At 62.7% G+C, this 24,638-nt stretch carries 36 protein-coding genes; 34 read left to right on the forward strand and 2 right to left on the reverse strand.

The window, feature by feature from the left end:
- A complete protein-coding gene (locus AC0L2H_RS08660) occupies positions 1 to 666 on the forward strand; it encodes an O-methyltransferase (RefSeq protein ID WP_473589824.1) in 666 nt (221 codons plus the stop codon).
- 48 nt (positions 667 to 714) lie between these two features.
- Here AC0L2H_RS08660 and AC0L2H_RS08665 read toward each other — a convergent pair whose 3' ends face one another.
- Together AC0L2H_RS08665 and AC0L2H_RS08670 are read right to left on the reverse strand one after the other, a co-directional pair.
- The gene (locus tag AC0L2H_RS08665; protein ID WP_473589825.1) at positions 715 to 1,650 is read right to left on the reverse strand and encodes a Gfo/Idh/MocA family protein; all 936 of its coding nucleotides are present in this window, start codon (positions 1,648 to 1,650) and stop codon (positions 715 to 717) included.
- A gap of 104 nt (positions 1,651 to 1,754) precedes the next feature.
- Positions 1,755 to 2,036: a transcriptional regulator gene (locus AC0L2H_RS08670; protein ID WP_097577466.1), complete on the reverse strand. Its 282-nt coding sequence runs from the start codon at positions 2,034 to 2,036 to the stop codon at positions 1,755 to 1,757.
- Positions 2,037 to 2,509: 473 nt separating this feature from the next.
- Between AC0L2H_RS08670 and rpsL the strand changes: the two genes are divergently transcribed.
- From rpsL to AC0L2H_RS08835, 33 genes are all read left to right on the forward strand, one after another.
- Complete coding sequence (rpsL, locus tag AC0L2H_RS08675; RefSeq protein WP_006333356.1) at positions 2,510 to 2,881, forward strand: 30S ribosomal protein S12; 372 nt, start codon at positions 2,510 to 2,512, stop codon at positions 2,879 to 2,881.
- 64 nt (positions 2,882 to 2,945) lie between these two features.
- A complete protein-coding gene (rpsG, locus tag AC0L2H_RS08680; RefSeq protein WP_008875664.1) occupies positions 2,946 to 3,416 on the forward strand; it encodes a 30S ribosomal protein S7 in 471 nt (156 codons plus the stop codon).
- A gap of 29 nt (positions 3,417 to 3,445) precedes the next feature.
- On the forward strand, positions 3,446 to 5,536 hold the full coding sequence (fusA, locus tag AC0L2H_RS08685; protein ID WP_107653088.1) for an elongation factor G: 2,091 nt from the start codon (positions 3,446 to 3,448) through the stop codon (positions 5,534 to 5,536).
- A 66-nt stretch (positions 5,537 to 5,602) separates the two neighbouring features.
- Entirely contained in the window at positions 5,603 to 6,778 is a 1,176-nt protein-coding gene (gene tuf / locus AC0L2H_RS08690) for an elongation factor Tu (protein ID WP_473589826.1), read from the forward strand.
- 66 nt (positions 6,779 to 6,844) lie between these two features.
- Complete coding sequence (gene rpsJ, locus AC0L2H_RS08695; protein ID WP_006205468.1) at positions 6,845 to 7,153, forward strand: 30S ribosomal protein S10; 309 nt, start codon at positions 6,845 to 6,847, stop codon at positions 7,151 to 7,153.
- Between the two features lie 59 nt (positions 7,154 to 7,212).
- Complete coding sequence (rplC, locus tag AC0L2H_RS08700; protein WP_473589827.1) at positions 7,213 to 7,938, forward strand: 50S ribosomal protein L3; 726 nt, start codon at positions 7,213 to 7,215, stop codon at positions 7,936 to 7,938.
- The gene (gene rplD, locus AC0L2H_RS08705; RefSeq protein ID WP_008875667.1) at positions 7,938 to 8,558 is read left to right on the forward strand and encodes a 50S ribosomal protein L4; all 621 of its coding nucleotides are present in this window, start codon (positions 7,938 to 7,940) and stop codon (positions 8,556 to 8,558) included. Before rplC ends, rplD begins: the two co-directional genes overlap by 1 nt.
- Positions 8,555 to 8,848 (forward strand): 50S ribosomal protein L23, encoded by a 294-nt coding sequence (locus AC0L2H_RS08710; RefSeq protein WP_006205465.1) that lies wholly within the window; start codon positions 8,555 to 8,557, stop codon positions 8,846 to 8,848. The genes rplD and AC0L2H_RS08710 overlap by 4 nt, the downstream gene beginning before the upstream one ends.
- Positions 8,849 to 8,870: 22 nt before the next feature.
- Positions 8,871 to 9,704: a 50S ribosomal protein L2 gene (gene rplB / locus AC0L2H_RS08715; RefSeq protein ID WP_008875668.1), complete on the forward strand. Its 834-nt coding sequence runs from the start codon at positions 8,871 to 8,873 to the stop codon at positions 9,702 to 9,704.
- 16 nt (positions 9,705 to 9,720) lie between these two features.
- Entirely contained in the window at positions 9,721 to 9,999 is a 279-nt protein-coding gene (gene rpsS / locus AC0L2H_RS08720; protein ID WP_006205463.1) for a 30S ribosomal protein S19, read from the forward strand.
- A 2-nt stretch (positions 10,000 to 10,001) separates the two neighbouring features.
- Positions 10,002 to 10,391 carry a 50S ribosomal protein L22 gene (rplV, locus tag AC0L2H_RS08725; RefSeq protein ID WP_006205462.1) on the forward strand — a complete coding sequence of 130 codons (390 nt, stop codon included), beginning with the start codon at positions 10,002 to 10,004 and terminating at the stop codon, positions 10,389 to 10,391.
- A complete protein-coding gene (gene rpsC / locus AC0L2H_RS08730; RefSeq protein ID WP_107648179.1) occupies positions 10,391 to 11,113 on the forward strand; it encodes a 30S ribosomal protein S3 in 723 nt (240 codons plus the stop codon). The genes rplV and rpsC overlap by 1 nt, the downstream gene beginning before the upstream one ends.
- Before the next feature lie 27 nt (positions 11,114 to 11,140).
- Positions 11,141 to 11,554, forward strand: coding sequence for a 50S ribosomal protein L16 (gene rplP, locus AC0L2H_RS08735; RefSeq protein ID WP_006205460.1), 414 nt, complete (start codon positions 11,141 to 11,143; stop codon positions 11,552 to 11,554).
- Between the two features lie 13 nt (positions 11,555 to 11,567).
- A complete protein-coding gene (gene rpmC / locus AC0L2H_RS08740) occupies positions 11,568 to 11,768 on the forward strand; it encodes a 50S ribosomal protein L29 (protein ID WP_006205459.1) in 201 nt (66 codons plus the stop codon).
- An 11-nt stretch (positions 11,769 to 11,779) separates the two neighbouring features.
- The gene (gene rpsQ, locus AC0L2H_RS08745; RefSeq protein WP_006205458.1) at positions 11,780 to 12,019 is read left to right on the forward strand and encodes a 30S ribosomal protein S17; all 240 of its coding nucleotides are present in this window, start codon (positions 11,780 to 11,782) and stop codon (positions 12,017 to 12,019) included.
- 72 nt (positions 12,020 to 12,091) lie between these two features.
- Positions 12,092 to 12,460 (forward strand): 50S ribosomal protein L14, encoded by a 369-nt coding sequence (rplN, locus tag AC0L2H_RS08750; RefSeq protein WP_006205457.1) that lies wholly within the window; start codon positions 12,092 to 12,094, stop codon positions 12,458 to 12,460.
- 12 nt (positions 12,461 to 12,472) lie between these two features.
- Positions 12,473 to 12,787, forward strand: coding sequence for a 50S ribosomal protein L24 (gene rplX, locus AC0L2H_RS08755; RefSeq protein WP_006205456.1), 315 nt, complete (start codon positions 12,473 to 12,475; stop codon positions 12,785 to 12,787).
- Entirely contained in the window at positions 12,780 to 13,358 is a 579-nt protein-coding gene (gene rplE / locus AC0L2H_RS08760; protein WP_008875670.1) for a 50S ribosomal protein L5, read from the forward strand. Before rplX ends, rplE begins: the two co-directional genes overlap by 8 nt.
- A gap of 27 nt (positions 13,359 to 13,385) precedes the next feature.
- Positions 13,386 to 13,691 (forward strand): 30S ribosomal protein S14, encoded by a 306-nt coding sequence (gene rpsN / locus AC0L2H_RS08765; RefSeq protein WP_008875671.1) that lies wholly within the window; start codon positions 13,386 to 13,388, stop codon positions 13,689 to 13,691.
- A 12-nt stretch (positions 13,692 to 13,703) separates the two neighbouring features.
- Entirely contained in the window at positions 13,704 to 14,102 is a 399-nt protein-coding gene (rpsH, locus tag AC0L2H_RS08770; protein WP_006205453.1) for a 30S ribosomal protein S8, read from the forward strand.
- 89 nt (positions 14,103 to 14,191) lie between these two features.
- Positions 14,192 to 14,725: a 50S ribosomal protein L6 gene (rplF, locus tag AC0L2H_RS08775; RefSeq protein ID WP_473589828.1), complete on the forward strand. Its 534-nt coding sequence runs from the start codon at positions 14,192 to 14,194 to the stop codon at positions 14,723 to 14,725.
- Between the two features lie 141 nt (positions 14,726 to 14,866).
- Positions 14,867 to 15,226 carry a 50S ribosomal protein L18 gene (rplR, locus tag AC0L2H_RS08780; RefSeq protein ID WP_097577173.1) on the forward strand — a complete coding sequence of 120 codons (360 nt, stop codon included), beginning with the start codon at positions 14,867 to 14,869 and terminating at the stop codon, positions 15,224 to 15,226.
- An 80-nt stretch (positions 15,227 to 15,306) separates the two neighbouring features.
- Positions 15,307 to 15,870 carry a 30S ribosomal protein S5 gene (rpsE, locus tag AC0L2H_RS08785; RefSeq protein WP_006333394.1) on the forward strand — a complete coding sequence of 188 codons (564 nt, stop codon included), beginning with the start codon at positions 15,307 to 15,309 and terminating at the stop codon, positions 15,868 to 15,870.
- A 24-nt stretch (positions 15,871 to 15,894) separates the two neighbouring features.
- On the forward strand, positions 15,895 to 16,092 hold the full coding sequence (gene rpmD, locus AC0L2H_RS08790) for a 50S ribosomal protein L30 (RefSeq protein ID WP_006205449.1): 198 nt from the start codon (positions 15,895 to 15,897) through the stop codon (positions 16,090 to 16,092).
- Between the two features lie 22 nt (positions 16,093 to 16,114).
- Entirely contained in the window at positions 16,115 to 16,588 is a 474-nt protein-coding gene (gene rplO / locus AC0L2H_RS08795; RefSeq protein WP_473589829.1) for a 50S ribosomal protein L15, read from the forward strand.
- Positions 16,589 to 16,846: 258 nt separating this feature from the next.
- Positions 16,847 to 18,187 (forward strand): preprotein translocase subunit SecY, encoded by a 1,341-nt coding sequence (secY, locus tag AC0L2H_RS08800; protein WP_473589830.1) that lies wholly within the window; start codon positions 16,847 to 16,849, stop codon positions 18,185 to 18,187.
- On the forward strand, positions 18,184 to 18,783 hold the full coding sequence (locus AC0L2H_RS08805) for an adenylate kinase (protein WP_473589831.1): 600 nt from the start codon (positions 18,184 to 18,186) through the stop codon (positions 18,781 to 18,783). The genes secY and AC0L2H_RS08805 overlap by 4 nt, the downstream gene beginning before the upstream one ends.
- 323 nt (positions 18,784 to 19,106) lie before the next feature.
- Positions 19,107 to 19,475, forward strand: a complete 369-nt coding sequence (gene rpsM, locus AC0L2H_RS08810) for a 30S ribosomal protein S13 (protein WP_006205445.1) — start codon at positions 19,107 to 19,109, stop codon at positions 19,473 to 19,475.
- A 139-nt stretch (positions 19,476 to 19,614) separates the two neighbouring features.
- Complete coding sequence (gene rpsK, locus AC0L2H_RS08815; protein ID WP_006205444.1) at positions 19,615 to 20,004, forward strand: 30S ribosomal protein S11; 390 nt, start codon at positions 19,615 to 19,617, stop codon at positions 20,002 to 20,004.
- 100 nt (positions 20,005 to 20,104) lie between these two features.
- The gene (locus tag AC0L2H_RS08820; protein ID WP_032933403.1) at positions 20,105 to 21,115 is read left to right on the forward strand and encodes a DNA-directed RNA polymerase subunit alpha; all 1,011 of its coding nucleotides are present in this window, start codon (positions 20,105 to 20,107) and stop codon (positions 21,113 to 21,115) included.
- 38 nt (positions 21,116 to 21,153) lie between these two features.
- Positions 21,154 to 21,585 carry a 50S ribosomal protein L17 gene (gene rplQ, locus AC0L2H_RS08825; protein WP_473589832.1) on the forward strand — a complete coding sequence of 144 codons (432 nt, stop codon included), beginning with the start codon at positions 21,154 to 21,156 and terminating at the stop codon, positions 21,583 to 21,585.
- A gap of 197 nt (positions 21,586 to 21,782) precedes the next feature.
- Positions 21,783 to 23,273 carry a DegQ family serine endoprotease gene (locus AC0L2H_RS08830; RefSeq protein WP_473589833.1) on the forward strand — a complete coding sequence of 497 codons (1,491 nt, stop codon included), beginning with the start codon at positions 21,783 to 21,785 and terminating at the stop codon, positions 23,271 to 23,273.
- Positions 23,274 to 23,325: 52 nt separating this feature from the next.
- A complete protein-coding gene (locus AC0L2H_RS08835) occupies positions 23,326 to 24,636 on the forward strand; it encodes a replication-associated recombination protein A (protein ID WP_473589834.1) in 1,311 nt (436 codons plus the stop codon).
- Positions 24,637 to 24,638 lie beyond the last annotated feature (2 nt).

Genomic DNA, 24,638 nt, shown 5'->3' on the forward strand with positions numbered 1-24,638 from the left:
ATGAGCAAGAAGATTTGGACTGATGTCGACGACTACATCGTTTCCTCTCTCTTCGAAGCGGATCCCGTGCTTGACGCGGTGCTGGCAGCAAACCGCGACAAGGGCCTGCCGGCCATCGACGTCTCGGCCGCGCAAGGCAAGCTGTTGTCGCTGCTGGTGCGCATCGGCGGCGCGAAGAAGGTGCTCGAGGTTGGCACGCTTGGCGGCTACTCCACCATCTGGATGGCAAGGGGATTACCCGCCGGCGGCAAGATCGTGACCCTCGAACTCGACCCGCATCATGCCAGGGTCGCGCGGTCGAACTTCGAGCGGGCAGGGGTCTCGGACCGGGTAGACCTACGCACCGGTCCGGCGCTTCAGTCGCTCGCCGCGCTGGGCAGCGCAAACGCCGGTCCGTTCGACCTGATCTTCATCGACGCCGACAAGCCGAACAACCCGAACTATCTGTCATGGGCCATGCGGTTGTCGCGGCCGGGAACGGTCATCGTCTGCGACAACGTCATCCGTGACGGCGCGGTGCTGGATGAGGATGGCCGTGACGTCAACGTCGAAGGCGCACGTGCGGCGCTCTCGTTCATCGGCGGCGACAAGCGCCTGGACGGCACCGCCATCCAGACAGTCGGCGCCAAGGGCTATGACGGCTTTGCGATAGCGATCGTCAATTGAACTTGCGCGGTGAGCGGCCGGACCTGCGATCCGGCCGACGCCTACTGATCAGTCGAAGAAAGCCTCGACCACATTGCGCTTGCCGAGCATGAAGGCGTCGGCGACATGCTGGAGCGGGGCGAGGTCGACGTCCGAGGTGCCGGCGCGCACGATCTCGGCAAAGCGCCTGTAGAGCATCGGATACTCGGCTTCCGGCTCGTCATGGATCACCTTGCCGTCGACTGCGAGCTTCGTGCCGCCGCCGGAAAGCACCATCTGGCCCTTGTCGGTTTCGGCAACGATATCCCAGCTTTGCGGGCCGGTCTGCAGCCAGTCGAGTTCCATCGTCACCGGCAATCCATCAGAGGTGCGGAAGGCGACATGTGCCGCGACCGGGGACGCGCGGTTTTCGGGAAAATCCAGAACCGCCGAGGTGATGAACATCGCCGGCAAGATGTGGGTTGCGATCGACAGCGCATTGATGCCGGGATCGAAGACGCCGAAGCCGCCCGGCGCCCAGATCCATTCCTGGTTCGGGTGCCAGCGGCGCACGTCTTCCTTCCAGTTGATGGCCGCCGATTTGATTTTGGCCGAGCCGAGGAATGCGCGCGCGGCCTCGACCGCCGGCGCATAGCGCGAGTGCCAGCTGGCGAACAGCGACACGCCGTTTGCCGCCGCCAGAGTCTTGAGGTCTTCGACCTCGCTGACCGTGGCGCCGGGCGGCTTCTCCAGAAAGACATGCTTCTTCGCCGCCAGCGCCGTTCGCGCCGCGTCGTAGCGGTATTGTGGCGGCATGCACAGCGATACGGCCTCAAGTTCAGGCACCGCCTCGAGCATCGCTTCGATATCAGGAAAATTCGGAATGCCGTCGACCTTGCCATTCCGGCTGGCAGCGGCGGTCAGGCTATAATCCTTGTCCTTGGCCAAGGCTGGAAGGTGCTGGTCGCGGACGATCTTGCCCACCCCGACAATGCCGATCTTGATGGGCTCGCTATTCCTGGACATGGAGGCTCCGACGATTGGAAAGATTGGTTCTTAGCAGAGAACCGATGCCGGGCAAGCCTCGGTGCAGGTGGAACGCTTAGCCATTCGCCCGGATCTGCTCTGCGTCAGAGCGGCACGTCGAAGGTGACGATCGAGACTTCGCCCTCGAGCGCGCCTTGATAGGCCGACAGGTGCGGCTCGTCGTCGGGGACGCCCTCCATGTCGCCGATCTGATCGAGCTCGGCCTCGGCATAGCCTTCGGCCGCCAGTGATTCGAGAGTGCGCCGCACCGCCGAATCGTCGTCGGGCGCGACCAGCATGACGTGGACGCCTTCCGGCTTACCGCCTTTTCTTTTCCACACCCGGCCGGTGATGATGGTGACCGGGCGCTCCTCATTGTCGTTCACGGGCCGATTCCTCTGTATAGGTTTGGCGGGCGGGGGATTGCGCCGTTCATGCCGACTTTTTCGCATGAAGCATGGCCGCATGACAGCCAAAAGCCGGTCACTTTCTTCCCAGCCCTTGCAAAATGGCGAAAGAAAATTACATGCGTTTTTCGCATGGCTGCCAAGCTCCGGTTGGCGCGCAATATTTGGCGCTGCGGGGTTGACGGACAACAGGCTTGCGAGTAGAAGCCGCCCAGTCAGAACCGATGTGAGGCTCTCCCTTCCGAAGCGACACGCTTTGGAGTTTGCCTCAAACAGGGTTCGTTTTACGAGCGAAAAGACATTTCCGGCGTGCATGAAGCGGCTTCCGCTTCCTCTGCCATTTGTTCGGGCAAGACCGCGAGGCGCGGTTTGTGGCCCGAATTTGCGTATGGAAATGACGCTTTGAGCGGCCCTGACCGGGCGAGACACGGATTGAGAGACAAGAGGGTTTAATGCCTACCGTCAACCAGCTGATCCGCAAGCCGCGCATTGCGCCGGTGAAGCGCAACAAGGTCCCGGCCATGCAGCAGAACCCGCAGAAGCGGGGCGTCTGCACGCGCGTCTACACAACGACGCCGAAGAAGCCCAACTCGGCGCTGCGCAAGGTGGCCAAGATCCGCCTGACCAATGGTTTTGAAGTGATCGGTTACATCCCCGGCGAAGGTCACAACCTTCAGGAACACTCCGTGGTGATGATCCGCGGCGGCCGCGTCAAGGATCTTCCGGGCGTGCGCTACCACATCATTCGTGGCGTGCTCGACACGCAAGGCGTGAAGAACCGCAAGCAGCGCCGTTCGAAATACGGTGCCAAGCGTCCGAAGTAAGGTTTTCCGGCTTCGGCGCTTTTTTTGACTGCGCCGGGCTATGAGAGATTGAGAGACAAAAGCCATGTCCCGTCGTCACAGTGCAGAAAAGCGTGAGATCAATCCGGACCCCAAGTTCGGCGATCTGATCGTCACCAAGTTCATGAACGCCGTCATGTATGATGGCAAGAAGTCGGTTGCCGAGACCATCGTCTATGGCGCGCTCGACCAGGTCCAGTCGAAGACCAAGCAGGAGCCGGTCACCGTCTTCCATCAGGCGCTCGACAATGTCGCGCCGCATGTGGAAGTGCGCTCGCGTCGCGTCGGCGGCGCCACCTACCAGGTTCCGGTCGACGTGCGCCCCGAGCGCCGCCAGGCTTTGGCCATCCGCTGGCTGATCGCCGCCGCCCGCAACCGCAACGAGACCACCATGGTCGACCGCCTCTCCGGCGAGCTGATGGACGCGGCCAACAACCGCGGCACCGCCGTCAAGAAGCGTGAAGACACCCACAAGATGGCAGAAGCCAACCGCGCCTTCGCGCACTACCGCTGGTAAAGCGCGAACGAGACTGAGAGGCAGCTACGATGGCCCGCGAATATAAAATCGAAGACTACCGCAATTTCGGTATCATGGCGCATATCGACGCCGGCAAGACGACGACCACCGAGCGCGTCCTCTATTACACGGGCAAGTCGCACAAGATCGGCGAAGTCCATGACGGTGCTGCCACCATGGACTGGATGGAGCAGGAGCAGGAACGCGGCATCACCATCACGTCGGCCGCGACCACGACCTTCTGGAAGGGTCGTGACGGCAAGATGTACCGCTTCAACATTATCGACACCCCCGGCCACGTCGACTTCACCATTGAGGTCGAGCGTTCGCTGCGCGTGCTCGACGGCGCCATTGCGCTGCTCGATGCCAATGCCGGTGTTGAGCCGCAGACGGAAACCGTCTGGCGCCAGGCCGACAAGTACCGCGTGCCGCGCATGATCTTCTGCAACAAGATGGACAAGATCGGCGCCGACTTCTACCGCTCGGTCGAGATGATTGGTTCGCGCCTCGGTGCGCATGCCGTCGTCATGCAGCTGCCGATCGGCGCCGAGACAGAGTTCAAGGGCGTCGTCGACCTCGTTGAGATGAACGCGCTGGTCTGGCGCGACGAAACGCTGGGCGCTGCCTGGGACGTCGTCGAGATCCCGGCCGACCTCAAGGCCCGTGCCGAGGAATATCGCGAGAAGATGATCGAGGCCGCCGTCGAAATGGACGAGACGGCGCTTGAGAATTACCTCGAAGGCAAGATGCCGAGCAACGATGAGATCCGCGCGCTGATCCGCAAGGGCACCATCGCGGTCAAGTTCTATCCGATGTTCTGCGGCTCGGCCTTCAAGAACAAGGGCGTCCAGCCGCTGCTCGACGCCGTCGTCGAATATCTGCCGTCGCCGGCCGATGTTCCAGCCATCAAGGGCGTCGATGCCAAGACCGACGCCGAGATCGAGCGTCACGCCGACGATAACGAGCCGCTGTCGATGCTCGCCTTCAAGATCATGAACGACCCGTTCGTCGGTTCGCTGACCTTTGCCCGCATCTATTCGGGCAAGCTGACCAAGGGCGTCTCGCTCGACAACACGGTCAAGGGCAAGAAGGAGCGCATCGGCCGCATGCTGCAGATGCATGCGAATTCGCGCGCCGACGTCGAGGAGGCTTTTGCCGGCGACATCGTCGCTCTTGCCGGTCTCAAGGACACGACCACCGGCGACACGCTCAGCGATCCGCTGCATCCGGTCATCCTCGAGCGCATGGAATTCCCAGACCCGGTCATCCAGATCGCGATCGAGCCGAAGACCAAGAACGACCAGGAAAAGATGGGCCTCGCCCTTCACCGCCTGGCCGCCGAGGATCCGTCCTTCCGCGTCAAGACCGACGAGGAATCGGGCCAGACCATCATCTCCGGCATGGGTGAGCTTCACCTCGACATCATCGTCGACCGCATGCGTCGCGAGTTCAAGGTCGAGGCCAATGTCGGCGCGCCGCAGGTGGCCTATCGCGAGACGATCACCCGCAAGCACGAGCAGGACTACACGCACAAGAAGCAGACCGGCGGTACCGGTCAGTTCGCCCGCGTCAAGCTGCTCTTCGAGCCGAATCCGGAAAGCAGCGAATTCGAGTTCGAATCGAAGATCGTTGGCGGCGCGGTGCCGAAGGAATACATCCCCGGCGTCGAAAAGGGCATCAACAGCGTCATGACGTCTGGTCCGTTTGCCGGCTTCCCGATGATCGGCGTCAAGGCGACGCTCATCGACGGCGCCTACCACGATGTCGACTCCTCGGTGCTCGCCTTCGAAATCGCCGGCCGTGCCTGCTTCCGTGAAGCAGCGCCCAAGCTTGGCGTGCAGTTGCTCGAGCCGATCATGAAGGTCGAGGTGGTGACGCCGGAAGACTACGTCGGCAGCGTCATCGGCGATCTGAACGGCCGCCGCGGCCAGATCCAGGGCCAGGAAGCCCGCGGCGTTGCCGTGGTCATCAACGCCATGGTGCCGCTCGCCAACATGTTCAAATACGTCGACAATTTGCGCTCGATGAGCCAGGGGCGCGCTGCCTACACGATGCAGTTCGACCACTATGAGCCGGTGCCGACCGCGGTCGCCCAGGAAGTCCAGAAGAAATACGCGTAACCCGCACGGGTTGCAGCGCTAACTTAATTCAAAGCCCGCACGGGCGAGCAGGAATGGAGACATCACATGGCAAAAGGTAAATTCGAGCGCACTAAGCCTCATGTGAACATCGGCACGATTGGTCACGTCGACCATGGCAAGACGTCGCTGACGGCGGCGATCACGAAGTATTTTGGCGAATACAAGCGCTATGACCAGATCGATGCGGCGCCCGAGGAGAAGGCGCGCGGCATCACGATTTCGACGGCGCATGTCGAATACGAGACGGCCAACCGCCACTATGCCCATGTCGACTGCCCCGGCCACGCCGACTATGTGAAGAACATGATCACCGGTGCGGCGCAGATGGACGGCGCGATCCTGGTGGTGTCGGCCGCCGACGGTCCGATGCCGCAGACGCGCGAGCACATCCTTTTGGCCCGCCAGGTCGGCGTGCCCTCGATCGTGGTGTTTTTGAACAAGGTCGACCAGGTCGACGACGCTGAGCTGCTCGAACTGGTCGAGCTCGAGGTGCGCGAGCTCCTGACCAAGAACGAGTTCCCCGGCGACGACATTCCGATCGTCAAGGGTTCGGCTTTGGCCGCTCTGGAAGATTCCGACAAGAAGATCGGCGAGGACGCGATCCGCGAGCTGATGGCTCAGGTCGACGCCTACATCCCGACGCCGGTTCGCCCGCTCGACAAGCCGTTCCTGATGCCGATCGAGGACGTGTTCTCGATCTCGGGCCGTGGCACGGTGGTGACCGGCCGCGTCGAGCGCGGCGTGGTCAAGGTTGGCGAGGAGCTCGAGATCATCGGCATCCGTCCGACGACCAAGACGACCTGCACGGGTGTCGAGATGTTCCGCAAGCTGCTCGATCAGGGCCAGGCCGGCGACAACATCGGCGCGCTGCTGCGCGGTGTCGACCGTGAAGGTGTCGAGCGCGGCCAGGTTCTGGCCAAGCCCGGTACGGTCAAGCCGCACAAGAAGTTCGTGGCCGAAGCCTACATCCTGACCAAGGACGAGGGTGGCCGTCACACGCCGTTCTTCACCAACTACCGTCCGCAGTTCTACTTCCGCACGACGGACGTGACCGGCATCGTGTCGCTGCCGGAAGGCACCGAGATGGTGATGCCTGGCGACAACATCACGGTCGATGTCGAGCTGATCGTGCCGATCGCCATGGAAGAGAAGCTGCGCTTCGCCATCCGTGAGGGCGGCCGCACCGTCGGTGCCGGCATCGTCGTCACCATCAAAGAGTAATTGGACTTAAACCGATCTGTCGCGGGCGCGGGATGCCCGCGCCGCGCCAGAACAAGGAATTGACGAATGAACGGTCAGAATATCCGCATCCGCCTCAAGGCGTTTGATCACCGGGTGCTTGACGCCTCGACGCGGGAAATCGTGTCGACGGCCAAGCGCACCGGCGCCAACGTCCGCGGCCCCATTCCGCTGCCGACGCGGATCGAAAAATTCACGGTCAACCGGTCGCCCCACGTCGACAAGAAGAGCCGTGAGCAGTTCGAGATGCGCACGCACAAGCGTCTGCTCGACATCGTCGATCCGACCCCGCAGACGGTCGATGCTTTGATGAAGCTCGATCTGGCCGCCGGCGTCGACGTCGAGATCAAGCTCTAAGGGATTGAGAGCGCGGTGGGGGCGGTGCCCCGGCCCGGAACTCTAAAGGAATTGAACCGATGCGTTCAGGTGTGATTGCAAAGAAGGTGGGAATGACCCGCATCTACAACGATGCCGGGGAACATGTTCCCGTCACCGTTCTCCAGATGGAGAACTGCCAGGTCGTGGCGCAGCGCACGCAGGAGAAGAATGGCTACACCGCCGTTCAGCTCGGCGTTGGCCTTGCCAAGGTGAAGAACACGTCGAAGGCGATGCGCGGCCATTTCGCGACCGCTTCCGTCGAGCCGAAGGCCAAGGTTGCCGAGTTCCGCGTCTCCGCCGACAACATGATCGATGTCGGCGCCGAGATCACCGTCGAGCATTTCGTCGCCGGCCAGAAGGTCGATGTGACGGGCACGACGATCGGCAAGGGTTTCCAGGGCGTCATCAAGCGCCACCACATGGGGGGTGGCCGTGCGACGCACGGTAACTCGGTCTCCCACCGCACGCACGGTTCGACCGGCCAGCGCCAGGACCCGGGCAAGGTGTTCAAGGGCAAGCATATGGCTGGCCACATGGGCGACACCCGCGTCACCACGCAGAATGTCGAGGTCGTTTCGACCGACGCCGACCGCGGCCTGATCCTGATCCGCGGCGCGGTTCCCGGTTCGAAGGGCGCCTGGATCCTGGTCCGCGACGCCGCCAAGGTTGCGCTGCCGGCCAATGCGCCGAAGCCTGCCGCGATCCGTGCAGCTGCCGAAAGTGGCGCCAAGAACGATGCCCCGGCCACAGAGGGAGCGGAATAATGGACCTCAAGATCACAACGCTGGGCGGCAAGGACGCCGGCAAGGTGAAACTCTCCGAGGAGATTTTCGGCCTTGATCCGCGCGAGGACATCCTGCAGCGCGTCGTGCGCTGGCAGCTCGCCAAGAAGCAGCAGGGCACGCACAAGGCCAAGGGCCGCGCCGAGATCGCGCGCACCGGCGCCAAGATGTACAAGCAGAAGGGTACGGGCCGCGCCCGTCACCATTCGGCGCGCGCTCCGCAGTTCCGCGGCGGCGGCAAGGCTCACGGCCCGGTCGTTCGCAGCCACGAGCACGACCTGCCGAAGAAGGTGCGCGCGCTCGGTCTGAAGCATGCTCTTTCGGCCAAGGCCAAGAGCGCGTCGATCATCATCATCGACGAGCTGAAGCTGACCGAGGCCAAGACAAAGGCGCTGATCGCGAATTTCGCGACGCTGGGCCTGTCCAACGCCCTGGTGATCGGCGGCGCCGAGCTTGACAAGAACTTCAAGCTGGCGGCGACCAACATCCCCAACATCGACGTGCTGCCCATCCAGGGCATCAACGTCTACGACATTCTGCGCCGCGGCACGCTGGTCCTTTCGAAGGCCGCCGTCGAGGCTCTCGAGGAGCGCTTTAAATGACCGACCTTCGTCATTACGACGTGATCGTCTCGCCGGCGATCACCGAAAAGTCGACCATGGCTTCCGAGCAGAACCAGGTCGTCTTCAACGTCGCCAAGAAGGCGTCGAAGCCGGAAATCAAGGCCGCCGTCGAAGCGCTGTTCGGCGTCAAGGTGATGGCCGTGAACACGCTTGTCCGCAAGGGCAAGATCAAGCGCTTCCGCGGCACGATCGGCCGCCAGAGCGACGTCAAGAAGGCGGTTGTGACGCTGGCCGACGGCCAGTCGATCGACGTCGCGACGGGTCTCTGAGCAAGGCCGCGAGGACAGGACAATGGCACTTAAAAAATTCAACCCGGTAACGCCGAGCACCCGCCAGCTGGTCATCGTCGACCGCTCGGGCCTCTACAAGGGCAAGCCCGTCAAGGGCCTGACCGAAGGCCTGACCAAGTCGGGCGGCCGCAACAATTACGGCCGCATCACGGCCCGCTTCATCGGCGGCGGTCACAAGCGTACGTACCGCATCATCGACTTCAAGCGCCGCAAGTTCGACGTCGTCGGCACGGTCGAGCGCATCGAGTACGATCCGAACCGCAGCGCCTTCATCGCGCTGATCAAATATGACGATGGCGAGCTGTCCTACATCATCGCCCCGCAGCGCCTTGCCGCCGGCGACAAGATCGTGGCTGGCGAAGCGGTCGACGTGAAGCCGGGCAATGCGATGCCGCTGGCCTCGATGCCGGTCGGCACGATCGTCCACAACATCGAGCTGAAGCCGGGCAAGGGCGCCCAGGTTGCCCGTTCGGCGGGCGGCTACGCCCAGCTCGTCGGCCGCGACCAGGGCATGGCCATCCTGCGCCTGAACTCGGGCGAGCAGCGTGTCGTGCACGGCTCCTGCATGGCCACCGTTGGCGCCGTGTCGAACCCCGACCACGGCAACATCAACGACGGCAAGGCAGGTCGCACGGTGTGGCGCGGCAAGCGCCCGCACAATCGCGGCGTGACCATGAACCCGGTCGACCATCCGCATGGCGGCGGCGAAGGCCGCACCTCGGGTGGCCGCCATCCGGTTTCGCCCTGGGGCAAGCCGACCAAGGGCAAGAAGACGCGGTCCAACAAGGCGACCGACAAGTTCATCCTGCGCTCGCGCCATCAGCGCAAGAGCTAAGAAGAGGTAACGCCAAGTGACTCGTTCTATTTGGAAAGGCCCCTTCATCGACGGCTACCTTCTCAAGAAGGTGGACAAGGTTCGTGAAGGCGGTCGCAATGAGGTGATCAAGATGTGGAGCCGTCGCTCCACCATCCTGCCGCAGTTCGTCGGCTTCACCTTCGGTGTCTACAACGGCCAGAAGCATGTTCCCGTTTCGGTGAACGAGGACATGGTCGGCCACAAGTTCGGTGAATTCGCTCCGACCCGGACCTATTACGGTCACGGCGCGGATAAGAAGGCGAAGAGGAAATAATCATGGGCAAGGCCAAAGCTCCGCGCAGGCTTGCTGACAACGAAGCGCGCGCCGTGTTGCGCACGATCCGTATCAGCCCGCAGAAGCTGAACCTGGTTGCCGCGCTGATCCGCGGCAAGAAGGTCGCGACAGCGCTCTCCGACCTCGAATTCTCGGCCAAGCGGATTTCCGGCACGGTCAAGAAGACGCTGGAATCGGCGATCGCCAACGCGGAAAACAATCACGACCTCGACGTCGATGCGCTGATCGTGGCGGAAGCCTATGTCGGCAAGTCGATCGTCATGAAGCGGTTCCATGCCCGTGGCCGCGGTCGCGCCAGCCGTATCGAGAAGCCGTTCTCGCACCTCACGATCGTCGTTCGTGAAGTCGAAGAAAAAGGGGAGGCCGCATAATGGGCCAGAAAGTCAATCCGATCGGTCTGCGTCTCGGCATCAACCGCACCTGGGATTCGCGCTGGTTCGCGAACACCGGCGAGTACGGCAAGCTGCTGCACGAGGACATCAAGATCCGCAAATATCTTGAGAAGGAACTCAAGCAGGCTGCGATCTCGAAGGTCGTGATCGAGCGTCCGCACAAGAAGTGCCGCGTCACCATCCATGCGGCGCGTCCGGGCCTGATCATCGGCAAGAAGGGCGCCGACATCGAGAAGCTTCGCAAGAAGCTGATGGAGATGACGAAGTCGGAGACGCACCTCAACATCGTCGAAGTGCGCAAGCCCGAGATCGACGCGACCCTGGTCGCCCAGTCGATCGCCCAGCAGCTCGAGCGCCGCATCGCGTTCCGCCGCGCCATGAAGCGCGCCGTGCAGTCGGCGATGCGCCTCGGCGCCGAAGGCATCCGCATCAATTGCGCCGGCCGTCTCGGCGGCGCCGAGATCGCGCGCATGGAATGGTACCGCGAGGGCCGCGTGCCGCTGCATACGCTGCGCGCCGACGTCGACTACGGCACGGCCGAAGCGCATACGGCTTACGGCATCTGCGGCGTCAAGGTCTGGGTGTTCAAGGGCGAGATCCTCGAGCATGACCCGATGGCTTCGGAGCGCCGCGCGACCGAAGGCGATGCGCATGGCGGTGGTGGTGAGCGCGAACGCGGTCGCCGTCGCGAAAACGCGTAAGACATTTAGGAATTTGGAGTTAGAACGATGCTGCAGCCAAAGCGCACAAAGTTCCGCAAGCAGTTCAAGGGCCGCATCCATGGTACCGCCAAGGGCGGCACCAACCTGGATTTCGGCGGTTTCGGGCTGAAGGCGCTTGAGCCGAACCGCGTCACCGCGCGTGAGATCGAGGCGGCCCGCCGCGCGATCACCCGCGAGATGAAGCGCGCCGGCCGCGTGTGGATCCGTATTTTCCCGGACGTGCCGGTGACGTCGAAGCCGACCGAAGTGCGCATGGGCAAGGGCAAGGGCGCCGTCGATTACTGGGCGGCCCGCGTCAAGCCAGGCCGCATCATGTTCGAGATCGACGGCGTCAACGAGGAAACCGCCCGTGAGGCGCTGCGTCTCGGCGCGGCCAAGCTCTCGGTCAGGACGCGCTTCGTACAGCGCATCGCAGAATAAGGACGGGCTGATCATGAAAGCCGAAGACATCCGGACCAAGACCCAGGACCAGCTGACCGACGATTTGGCCAGCCTGAAGAAGGAGCAGTTCAACCTGCGCTTCCAGAAGGCCACCGGCCAGCTCGAAAAGACCGCGCGCGTGAGGCAGGTCCGCAAGGACATTGCGCGCATCAAGACCATCGCCGCGGAAAAATCCGCGGCCAAGAAGGCTTAAGGACGAAAACCATGCCAAAGCGCATTCTGCAGGGCACCGTCGTCAGCGACAAGAACGAGAAGACGGTTGTCGTCAAGGTCGAACGGCGCTTCACGCATCCCGTGATGAAGAAGACCGTGCGCATGACCAAGAAGTACAAGGCGCACGACGAGAACAACGCCCACAAGGTCGGCGATCAGGTGTTCATCCAGGAATCGAAGCCGATTTCCAAGGACAAGCGCTGGATCGTCGTGGCCTCGGACCAGGCGTAAAACAACGAATTTTGGACAGACCGGGGAGGGGCTTCGAGCCTGTCCCGTTAGAAAAGAAGAAGGCGGCCAGTCATGATTCAGATGCAAACAAACCTCGACGTCGCGGATAATTCCGGCGCCCGTCGTGTCATGTGCATCAAGGTGCTGGGCGGCTCGAAGCGGAAATACGCTTCCGTGGGCGACATCATCGTGGTGTCGATCAAGGAAGCCATCCCGCGCGGCCGCGTGAAGAAGGGCGATGTGATGAAGGCGGTCGTGGTTCGCACGGCCAAGGACATCCGCCGCCCGGACGGCAGCGTGATCCGTTTCGACAAGAACGCGGCCGTTCTCGTCGACAACAAGAAAGAGCCGATCGGCACCCGCATCTTCGGACCGGTTCCGCGCGAACTGCGCGCCAAGAACCACATGAAGATCATCTCGCTCGCGCCTGAAGTGCTGTAAGGAGCCGGACCAATGCAAAAGATTAGAAAAGGCGACAAGGTCGTCGTGCTGGCCGGCAAGGACAAGGGCCGTTCGGGCGAAGTCCTCTCGGTACAGCCGAAGGATGACACCGCGCTGGTGCGCGGCGTCAACATGATCCGTCGTCACCAGAAGCAGTCCCAGTCCCAAGAGGGCGGGATCATCACCAAGGAAGCGCCGATCCAGCTGTCGAACATCGCGCTGGCCGATCCCAAGGATGGCAAGCCGACCCGCGTCGGCTTCATCTTCCAGAAGGACGGCAAGAAGGTGCGCGTCGCCAAGCGCTCGGGAGAAGTCATCAATGGCTAAGGCTCAAACCAAGCAGGCGACTGCCCAGAACACGCCGCGTCTCAAGCAGGTCTACAACGAGACCATCCGCAAGGCGCTGCAGGAGCAGTTCGGCTACGAGAACGAGATGCAGGTTCCGCGCATCGACAAGATCGTGCTGAACATGGGCGTCGGCGAAGCGACCGGCGATTCGAAGAAGCCTTCGATCGCGGCCGAAGACCTGGCGATGATCGCCGGCCAGAAGGCCGTCGTCACCCGCGCCCGCAATTCGATCGCCGGCTTCAAGGTCCGCGAGAAGATGCCGATCGGCGCCAAGGTCACGCTGCGCAAGGAACGCATGTACGAGTTCCTCGACCGCCTCGTGAACATTGCGCTGCCGCGCGTCCGCGACTTCCGCGGGCTCAATCCGAAGAGCTTCGATGGCCGTGGCAACTACGCCATGGGCATCAAGGAACACATCGTGTTCCCGGAGATCAACTACGACAAGGTTGATCAGATCTGGGGCATGGACGTCATCGTTTGTACGACTGCGAAGACGGACGACGAAGCCAGGGCATTGCTCAAGGCCTTCAACTTCCCCTTCCGCCAGTAACGGCAGCGAGAAAAGGAAAAATCTGAAATGGCAAAGACCAGCTCAGTCGAGAAGAACAACAGGCGCCGCAAGCTTGCGGACCAGTACGGTCCCAAGCGCAAGGCCCTCAAGGCGATCATCATGGATCAGTCCAAGCCGATGGAAGAGCGCTTCCGCGCCCAGCTCAAGCTTGCTGCCCTGCCGCGCAACTCGGCCAAGATCCGCATCCGTAACCGCTGCGAAGTCACGGGACGTCCGCGTGCCTATTATCGCAAGCTCAAAGTATCGCGCATCGCGCTTCGTGATCTCGGCAATAACGGCCAGATCCCGGGCCTGGTCAAGTCGAGCTGGTAAGGAGGACATAACATGTCATTGAGCGATCCTCTCGGCGATATGCTGACCCGCATCCGCAATGCCTATGGCCGCAAGAAGTCGAGCGTTTCGACGCCGGCCTCGCGCCTGCGTACCCGCGTCCTCGACGTGCTGAAGGCTGAAGGCTATATCCGCGACTACAGCCAGACCGACTTCGACAACGGCAAGTCCGAAATCGAGATCGAGCTGAAGTATTTCGACGGCGCGCCGGTCGTGCGCGAAATCGCCCGCGTCTCGAAGCCGGGGCGTCGCGTTTACGTTTCGGCCAAGTCGATCCCGCACGTCGCCAACGGTCTCGGCATCGCCATCCTTTCGACACCGAAGGGCGTGATGGCCGACCACGAAGCACGCGAACAGAATGTCGGCGGTGAGATCCTCTGCCAGATCTTCTGATCTGGCAGCTCATCGCAAAGTGGAATCCGGTCTTCGGATCGTTCCCGAAGACAGAGACCTGAAACAAGAGAAGTGACGAGGACAAAAAAATGTCTCGTATTGGAAAGAAACCCGTTTCGCTGCCGCAGGGCGTGACCGCGACCGTCAACGGCCAGACCGTGACGGCGAAGGGCCCCAAGGGCGAGCTGAAGTTCGTGGTGAACGACGAAGTGCTGGTCAAGATGGAAGGCTCGGAGATCGCTGTCCAGCCGCGCGACCAGACCAAGACCGCCCGCGCCAAATGGGGCATGTCGCGCACGCAGATCGTCAACATCCTGCAGGGCGTCAAGGACGGTTTCGAAAAGAAGCTCGAGATCACCGGCGTCGGCTACCGCGCCGCCATGCAGGGCAAGAACCTGCAGCTCGCGCTTGGCTTCAGCCATGACGTCGTTTATGAGACGCCGCAAGGCATCACGATCACCGTGCCGAAGCCGACAGAAATCACCGTGGCCGGCATCGACAAGCAGATGGTCGGCCAGGTCGCCGCCGAGATCCGCGAATATCGCGGTCCGGAGCCCTACAAGGGCAAGGGCGTGCGCTACGCTGGCGAGAAGATCGTCCGCAAGGAAGGCAAGAAGAAGTAGTGGGCTTGGCCCCGAAAAGTTGCAGACTTTTCGGAAAGGGCCAAGCCAAAGAAGTGTAACGCCGCGGGGCACGGCCGCGGGAGGCGCTTTCGCCTACCGCATATGGTTGTCCCCGTTTTTTGAAGGCAAGGAACTGACATCATGGGCTCGAAAGAATCCACCCAGCGCCGCGCTCAGCGCGTCCGCCGCCAGATCAAGAAGGTCGCGGGCGAGCGTCCGCGTCTGTCCGTCCACCGCACGTCGAAGAACATCTACGTGCAGGTCATCGACGACGCCAAGGGCCACACCATCGCTGCCGCCTCGACGCTGGAGAAGGACCTCAAGGGTTCGCTCAAGACCGGCGCCGACACCGCGGCCGCCGCCGCGATCGGCAAGCTGATCGCCGAGCGCGCCTCGAAGGCAGGCGTCAAGGAAGTCGTCTTCGACCGCGGCCCGTATATCTATCACGGCCGCGTCAAGGCGCTGGCCGAAGCCGCCCGTGAAGGCGGTCTCAGCTTCTAAAGACTTTCGCCCCCGGTAACCCACAGAGGCGCCGGATATCATCATCAACCGTGCTTCCGGAAAAAAACAAGGAACAGGATATGGCACAGGAACGTAGGGATGGCGGCCGCGGCCGTGATCGCGAAGAGCGCGACGATGGCATGGTGGACAAGCTCGTCCACATCAACCGCGTCGCCAAGGTCGTCAAGGGCGGCCGTCGCTTCGGTTTTGCAGCGCTCGTCGTCGTCGGCGACCAGAAGGGCCGCGTCGGCTTCGGCCACGGCAAGGCGCGCGAAGTGCCGGAGGCGATCCGCAAGGCGACCGAATCGGCCAAGCGCGACATGATCTTCGTGCCGCTGCGCTCGGGCCGCACGCTGCACCACGACGTCGAGGGACGCTGGGGTGCGGGACGCGTGCTGCTGCGCGCTGCTAAGCAAGGTACCGGCATCATCGCCGGCGGCCCGATGCGCGCCGTCTTCGAGACGCTCGGCATGCATGACGTGGTCGCCAAGTCGATGGGTTCGTCGAACCCCTACAACATGGTTCGCGCCACCTTCGACGCGTTGAAGAGCCAGATGCATCCCAAGGATGTGGCCGCAGCGCGCGGCATCAAGTATTCGACGCTTCAGGCCCGCCGCGGCACCGCCGTTGCGGCCGAAGAATAGTCGATCTGACCAGGGATTTTGACCATGGCCAAGAAAGCAACAAAGACCATCACCGTCGAGCAGATCGGCTCGCCGATCCGCCGGCCGAAGGAGCAGCGCGCGACGCTGGTCGGCCTCGGCCTCAACAAGATGCACAAGCAGCGCACGCTGGAGGATACGCCCTCCGTGCGCGGCATGATCGCTGCCGTCCAGCACCTCGTCCGCGTCGTGGACGAGGGCTGAGCAAAAGCGCAGGAGAACGAAGATGAAACTCAACGATCTGCGTGACAAGGACGGCGCCACGCATTCCAAGAAGCGTCTCGGCCGCGGCATCGGTTCCGGCTCGGGCAAGACCGCCGGTCGCGGCGTCAAGGGACAGAAGGCGCGCTCCGGCGTCGCCGTCAACGGCTTCGAGGGTGGCCAGATGCCGCTCTACCGGCGCCTGCCGAAGCGCGGCTTCAACAACATCTTCGCCAAGAGCTTTGTCGTCGTGTCGCTGGCCCGTATCCAGACCGCGCTCGATGCCAAGAAGCTCGATGCGAAGGCGACGGTGACGGCCGAAGCGCTGGTCGCGGCCGGCGTCATCCGCCGCGTCAAGGACGGCGTGCGCATCCTCTCCGATGGCGACATCAAGGCCAAGCTTGCCTTCGACGTGGCCGGCGCCTCCAAGGCGGCAATCGAGAAGATCGAAAAGGCCGGCGGTTCCGTGAAGCTGCCGGAAAAGGCAGCCGCCGAGTAACGACGATTTGAAGCGCGATCGGCAAAGGTGCGACCCGGTTTTGCTTTCGATTGCGCTTTGATTTGACCAATATGGCGGCCGCGTCAACGCGGCCGCTTGCATGTTTACGGTCCGGAGCTTATCTCGTGAGTTTCGGTGATACGCGCCGCCTGTCCTGCGGGCCTTTGAGCGTGACATAGAAATCAAAGAAGTAGAGCATGATGTTACCCGAAAACCGCTTCACACTTTTCGGCATCATGCTCTAGCGGAGAATCAGGCATGGCTTCGGCTGCTGAACAACTGGCCTCGAATCTGAATTTCTCGGCCTTCGCCAAGGCGGAGGACCTGAAGAAACGCATCTGGTTCACCATCGGCGCGCTGCTCGTCTACCGCCTCGGCACCTACATCCCGCTTCCCGGCATCAATCCCGACGCTTTCGCGCAGGCCTTCCAGTCGCAGAGCAAGGGCGTGCTCGGCATGTTCAACATGTTCGCCGGCGGCGCCGTGCAGCGCATGGCGATCTTCGCGCTGGGCATCATGCCTTACATCTCCGCCTCCATCATCATGCAGCTGATGACCTCGGTCATCCCGTCGCTGGAAGCGCTGAAGAAGGAAGGCGAGCAGGGCCGCAAGATCATCAACCAGTACACGCGCTACGGCACCGTGCTGCTGGCGCTGGTGCAGGCCTATGGCATTTCGGTCGGGCTGGAGGGCGGCAACGGCATCGTCAGCGATCCCGGCATGTTCTTCCGCATCTCGACCGTCGTCACCCTGGTTGGCGGCACCATGTTCCTGATGTGGCTCGGCGAGCAGATTACCGCGCGCGGCATCGGCAACGGCATCTCGCTGATCATCTTCGCGGGCATCGTCGCCGGCCTGCCGCACGCCATCTCCGGCACGCTGGAGCTTGGCCGTACCGGTGCGCTGTCGACCGGTCTTATCCTCGCGATCATCGTTCTCGCTGTCGTCGTCATCGCGCTGATCGTGTTCTTCGAGCGCGCCCAGCGCCGCCTGCTGATCCAGTATCCGAAGCGCCAGGTCGGCAACCGCATGTTCCAGGGCGACACCTCGCATTTGCCGCTGAAGCTCAACACGGCAGGCGTCATTCCGCCGATCTTCGCCTCGTCGCTGCTGTTGCTGCCGGCGACCGTCGCCGGCTTCTCGCAGACGACCAACATGCCTGCCTGGGCCAGCACCGTCCTGGCGGCGCTCGGCCATGGCCAACCGCTCTATATGGCGTTCTACGCGGCAATGATCGTGTTCTTCGCCTTCTTCTACACGGCGATCGTCTTCAACCCGAAGGACACCGCCGACCAACTCAAGAAGCATTCGGGCTTCATTCCGGGCTACCGTCCGGGCGAACGCACCGCCGATTACATCGACTACGTTCTCACCCGCATCACCGTCGTCGGCGCCATCTATCTGGTGCTGGTGTGTCTGCTGCCCGAGTTCCTGATTTCTGCGACTGGCGTACCATTCTACCTCGGTGGCACATCGCTTCTGATCGTGGTCAGTGTAACGCTCGATACGGTGGCGCAAATTCAGGGTCACCTGATCGCGCACCAGTATGAGGGCCTGATCAAGAAGTCGAAGCTGCGCGGGGGGAAGAAGGCCAGATGAGGTTGATATTGCTTGGGCCGCCAGGAGCGGGCAAGGGGACACAAGCACAAAGACTGGTAGAAAAGCACGGCATACCCCAGCTTTCCACCGGCGACATGCTGCGCGCGGCCGTCCAGGCCGGCACCGAAGTCGGCAAGCGCGCCAAGGCTGTGATGGATGCCGGCGAGCTGGTTTCCGACGCCATCGTCAACGCCATTGTGGCCGAGCGCATCGACCAGGCCGATTGCGCCAAGGGCTTCATCCTCGACGGGTACCCACGCACGCTGGTGCAGGCGGACGCGGTCGAATCGATGCTCAGGGAGCGCGGCCTCGCTCTCGACGTCGTCATCGAACTTGTCGTCGACGACAAGGCGCTGGTCGGTCGTATCGTCAAGCGCGCCGAGGAGACCAAGGCCGCCGGTCAGCCCGTGCGCAAGGACGACAATCCGACGGTGTTCGAAGAACGCCTAAGGGAGTACTACAAGAAAACGTCGCCGCTGATCGGCTACTATTACGCCAAGGGCAAGCTCAGAGGCGTCGACGGGATGGCCGGCATCGATGCGGTCACCGAACAGATAGAAACCGTGCTCAAGTCGGCCACCCAAGAGGCTGCCTAGAGAAAGTAGACGATTGCGCTTGACTGGAGCGGTCCGCTGGGGTATGGCGGCCCGTCTTCCTATCAGGGCACTACAGCGCCGCGCGTCTTTTGGACGCGCAAAGGACGCTGTAGCACTTTGATTTGGCGCATGATCCTTTCCTAAAACCGATTTCGGTTTTAGGGGTCATGCGCAGGCTTTGCTTGTCCGCAAGGGCAAGGCGGCCCGCTTTGAACTGGAAACTCCCGCAAGGGCCGGCCTCCACCGGACGCGGGGCAACTTTGACAGCGCCGAGCCTACCTTGTTTCCAAGGGTTGGCCGGCCCATATGGAGAAGAGAAGAACATGGCTCGTATAGCCGGCGTCAACATTCCGACCAACAAGCGCGTTGTCATCGCGCTTCAGTACATTCACGGCATTGGCAAGAAGTTCGCCCAGGAGATCGTCGACAAGGTCGGCATCCCGGCCGAGCGCCGCGTCAACCAGCTCACCGACGCCGAAGTCCTGCAGATCCGCGAGACGATCGACCGCGACTACCAGGTCGAAGGCGACCTGCGCCGCGAAGTGTCGATGAACATCAAGCGGCTGATGGACCTCGGCTGCTATCGCGGCCTGCGCCATCGCCGCTCGCTGCCGGTTCGCGGCCAGCGCACGCATACCAATGCACGCACCCGCAAGGGCCCGGCCAAGTCGATCGCCGGCAAGAAAAAGTAATTTAGGGCAGTAAGGGAGTAGGGCAGTAAGGCAATAGGATCGGCAGACATACTGCCCTACTGCCATATTCCCCTACTGCCTTCTCCCTGGTGGAGCCGCTGGCATTACGGCGGTGTAGAGATCAACTGAAAGGACCATCATGGCCAAGGAAGCCGCTCGTGTTCGCCGTCGCGAACGCAAGAACATCTCGTCGGGCGTTGCCCACGTCAATTCGACCTTCAACAACACGATGATCACCATCACCGACGCGCAGGGCAATTCGATTGCCTGGTCGTCGGCCGGCGCTCAGGGCTTCAAGGGTTCGCGCAAGTCGACCCCGTTCGCCGCCCAGATGGCCGCCGAGGACGTCGCCAAGAAGGCCCAGGAACACGGCATGCGCATGCTCGAGGTCGAGGTCTGCGGACCCGGCTCCGGTCGTGAATCGGCGCTGCGCGCCCTGCAGGCGGCCGGCTTCACCATCACCTCGATCCGTGATGTGACGCCGATCCCGCACAATGGCTGCCGCCCGCGCAAGAAGCGCCGCGTCTAAATTACCGAACGCCGCGCGAGCGCCTCTACGGCGCTCCTCCACGGCATTCCAGGTCGCCCGCCACGATTGGATGGTGGCGGGTCAACGGAAGGAAAGCATCATGATCCAGAAAAATTGGCAGGAACTGATCAAGCCGAACAAGATCGAGTTCTCGTCGAAGAAGAAGACGCTGACCACGCTGGTCGCCGAGCCGCTGGAGCGGGGCTTTGGCCTCACGCTCGGCAACGCGCTGCGTCGCGTGCTTCTGTCTTCGCTGCGCGGCGCGGCTGTGACCGCCGTGCAGATCGACGGCGTCCTGCATGAATTCTCGTCCATCGCCGGCGTGCGCGAGGACGTGACCGACATCGTCTTGAACATCAAGGAAATCGCCATCCGCATGGAAGGCGATGGCCCCAAGCGCATGGTCGTGCGCAAGCAGGGACCGGGCGCGGTTCTCGCCGGCGACATCCAGACGGTTGGCGATGTCGAGATCCTCAACCCCGACCACGTCATCTGCACGCTGGACGAAGGCGCTGAGATCCGCATGGAATTCACCGTCGACACCGGCAAGGGCTACGTGCCGGCCGAGCGCAACCGCGCCGAGGACGCGCCGATCGGCCTGATCCCGGTCGACAGCCTGTATTCGCCGGTCAAGAAGGTCTCCTACAAGGTCGAGAACACCCGCGAGGGGCAGGTTCTCGACTATGACAAGCTGACCATGACCATCGAGACCGACGGTTCGATCTCGGGCGAGGACGCGGTGGCTTTCGCCGCCCGCATCCTGCAGGACCAGCTCGGCCTGTTCGTCAATTTCGACGAGCCGCAGAAGGAAGTCGCCACGGAGGCCGTCACCGAGCTGGCCTTCAACCCGGCACTGCTCAAGAAGGTCGACGAACTCGAGCTTTCGGTGCGTTCGGCCAACTGCCTGAAGAACGACAACATCGTCTATATCGGCGACCTGATCCAGAAGACCGAAGCCGAGATGCTGCGCACCCCGAACTTCGGCCGCAAGTCGCTGAACGAGATCAAGGAAGTCCTAGCGGCGATGGGCCTGCACCTCGGCATGGAAGTGCCGGACTGGCCGCCGGAAAACATCGAAGACCTCGCCAAGCGTTACGAAGATCAATATTGAGGCGTTTGCCTCTGAACCCGCAATGAAGGAGAAGAGCCATGCGCCACGGATTTAAAGGCCGCCGGTTCGCCCGCAGCATAAGCCATCGCAAGTCGATGTTTGCCAATCTTGCCGTGTCGCTCATCGAGCACGAGCAGATCGTCACCACTCTGCCGAAGGCGAAGGATTTGCGTCCGATCGTCGAGAAGCTGGTGACGCTTGGCAAGCGTGGCGACCTGCACGCCCGCCGCCAGGTGATTGCCCAGATCGGCAATGAAGGCGTCGTCAAGCGCCTGTTCGACACCATCGCGCCGCGCTACGCCACCCGCAACGGCGGCTATCTGCGCATCATGAAGGCGGGCTTCCGCCACGGCGACAATGCCGCGATGGCGGTCATCGAGTTCGTCGATCGCGACACCTCGGCCAAGGGCGCGGGCGACCGTGCCCGCATCGAGGCCGAAGGCATCGATGAGGAAGCCGCGGCAGCATAAGGCCCGGTTTTCCTGAGTGAGTTTGAGGGGCCTGCGGGCCCCTTTTGCTGTCACGAGGGCTCCCGACGAGCGCTTGCTTGCCTTTGGCGGCCGGTTTTGTCGCCGATTGCCCAAAATAATCAGATTTCAGCGCCTTAGCCTTTCATTCTGCACAATCGTCGGGACAATGCGCCCGAACTTGCCTTGGAGGATTCGGAATGCGCATCAAACGGCTGTCCCTTGTTCTGTTCTGCGCCATGCTGGCATTCACAGCCGCGCCGGTGATCAGGCAGGCGCTGGCCGAAGACGCCGCCAAGACCGATCCCGGCCTGTCCGACGTGCTGACCGACCTGCTACACGGCGTTGAAGGTGAAAACGCCACTTCCGGACCCGACAAGCGCGTGCCGTTCGGCCGCGAGGAGGTGCAACTGTCCTTCGCGCCGCTGGTCAAGCAGACGGCGCCGGCGGTGGTCAACGTGTATGCCTCGCAGACCGCCAAGGTGGTGTCGCCTTTCGACGGCGATCCGTTCTTCGAGGAATTCTTCGGCCGTTCGCAGCCGCGCGCGCAGTCTTCGCTCGGCTCCGGCGTGCTGGTCGACCCGACCGGCGTGGTGGTCACCAATTTCCACGTCGTCAAGGACGCCGATCAGGTCAAGGTCGCGACCGCGGACGGCCGTGAATTCGATTCGAAGGTGCTGCTCAAGGACGAGACGCTCGATCTCGCCGTGCTCAAGATCTCCTCCGACAAGCCGTTTCCGGTGATCGCCATCGGCGATTCCGATGCGCTCGAGGTCGGCGATCTGTTGCTGGCCATCGGCAATCCCTTCGGTGTCGGTCAGACCACCACCAGCGGCATCGTTTCGGCACTTGCCCGCAGCCATATCGGCGTTTCCGATTCCGGCTTCTTCATCCAGACGGACGCCGCGATCAACCCCGGCAATTCCGGCGGCGCGCTGATCAACATGGGCGGTCAGCTGGTCGGCATCAACACGGCGATCTACAGCCGCAGCGGCGGTTCGATCGGCATTGGCTTTGCCATCCCCTCCAACATGGTTCGCGCTTTCGTCGACGCCGCCAAGGCCGGGCTCACCTTCTTCGAGCGGCCCTATGTCGGCGCCGAATTCGAGCGTGTAACGCCGCAGATCGCCGAATCGCTCGGCATGGAGAAGCCGACCGGCGCGCTTGTTTCGTCGGTCGAAGAGGCCGGACCGGCCGCCAAGGCCGGGCTCAAGCCCGGCGATGTCGTGCTGTCGCTCAACGGCAAGCCGATCGAGGGCATCGAGGCTTTGGATTACCGCATGGCGACGCTGTCGATCGGCACCAATGCCAGTTTCGCCGTGCTGACCAAGGGGCAGCAGGCGACGATGGACATCGCGCTGGAGCGCGCGCTGGAAGGTGCCAAGTCCTCGGAAGTGACGCTGCGCGGCCGCAGCCCGTTTTCGGGCGCCAAGGTTGCGGAACTGTCGCCGCGGCTTGCCCAGCGGCTCGGCGTCCGCACCGGCGTCAAGGGCGTCACCGTGGTCGACATCAACCGCAATTCACCCGCGGCCGATTTCGGCTTCCAGCCGGGAGATATCGTTCGCGAGGTCAATGGCACGACCATCGATACCGCCGCGACGCTGGCGCAAGTAGCCCAGCAGGATACGCGCTGGTGGCGCTTTACCGTCGAGCGCGGCGGGCAGATAATGCGCCAGGTGTTGCGTTACTGAGCCCGATCTCCGCCTCTCTGAACGAGATCGCGCTCCAAACCAAAAGAAATGCATGGCCGATCTGTTCAGCGTCGATGAACCTGAGAAGGCGCCGCCCGGCCGGCCGCTGGCCGACCGCTTGCGTCCGAAGAACCTCGGCGAGGTCGTCGGCCAGGAGCATCTCACCGGCCCTGACGGCGCGCTGACACGGCTGATCGGTTCGGGCTCGCTCGGCTCGATGATCTTCTGGGGGCCGCCCGGCACGGGCAAAACGACGGTCGCGCGGCTGCTTGCCGGCGAGACCAGCCTTGCCTTCGAACAGATATCGGCGGTGTTTTCCGGCGTCGCCGACCTGAAGAAAGTGTTCGAGGCGGCAAAGTTGCGCCGCTCCAATGGCCGTCAGACGTTGCTCTTCGTCGACGAGATCCATCGCTTCAACCGCGCCCAGCAGGACAGTTTCCTGCCCGTCATGGAAGACGGCACTGTGGTGCTGGTCGGGGCCACCACCGAGAATCCGTCCTTCGAACTGAATGCCGCGCTTCTATCACGCGCGCGTGTGCTCGTCTTTCATTCGCTCGGTGAGGACAGCATAGCCAAACTCCTGGCGCGGGCGGAGGAGAGCGAGGGCAGGGCGCTGCCGCTCGACGATGAAGCAAGGGCGATGCTCATCCGCATGAGCGATGGCGACGGCCGTGCATCGCTGACGCTGGCGGAGGAAGTCTGGCGGGCGGCCAAGTCAGGCGAGGTGTTCGGCGCCGAGGGCCTGCAGCGCATCGTACAGCGCCGCGCGCCGATCTACGACAAGGGCCAGGACGGCCACTACAATCTGATCTCGGCGCTGCATAAATCAGTGCGCGGCTCTGATCCCGACGCAGCGCTCTACTATCTCGCCCGCATGTTCGACGCCGGCGAGGATCCGCTCTATCTCGGCCGTCGGCTGGTACGCATGGCGATGGAGGATATCGGGCTTGCCGACCCGCAGGCCCTGGTCATCGCCAATGCCGCCAAGGATGCCTATGACTATCTGGGCTCACCGGAGGGTGAACTTGCCTTCGCCGAAGCCACCGTCTATCTCGCCACCGCTCCCAAATCCAACGCCGTCTACACGGCCTTCAAGGCCGCCACCGGGGCCGCCAAGGAATTCGGATCGCTGCTGCCGCCCAAGCACATCCTCAACGCGCCGACCAAGCTGATGAAGGAGGAGGACTACGGCGCGGGATATCGCTATGACCATGACCAGCCCGACGCATTTTCCGGCCAGGATTATTTCCCGGAAAAGATGGGCCGGCGCACATTCTACGATCCGCCCGAGCGTGGGTTCGAGCGCGATATCAGGAAGCGTCTCGACTATTGGGCGAAGCTGAGAAGCGAGCGGGAAAAGTAGGC

Source organism: Mesorhizobium sp. WSM4871, assembly GCF_055811295.1.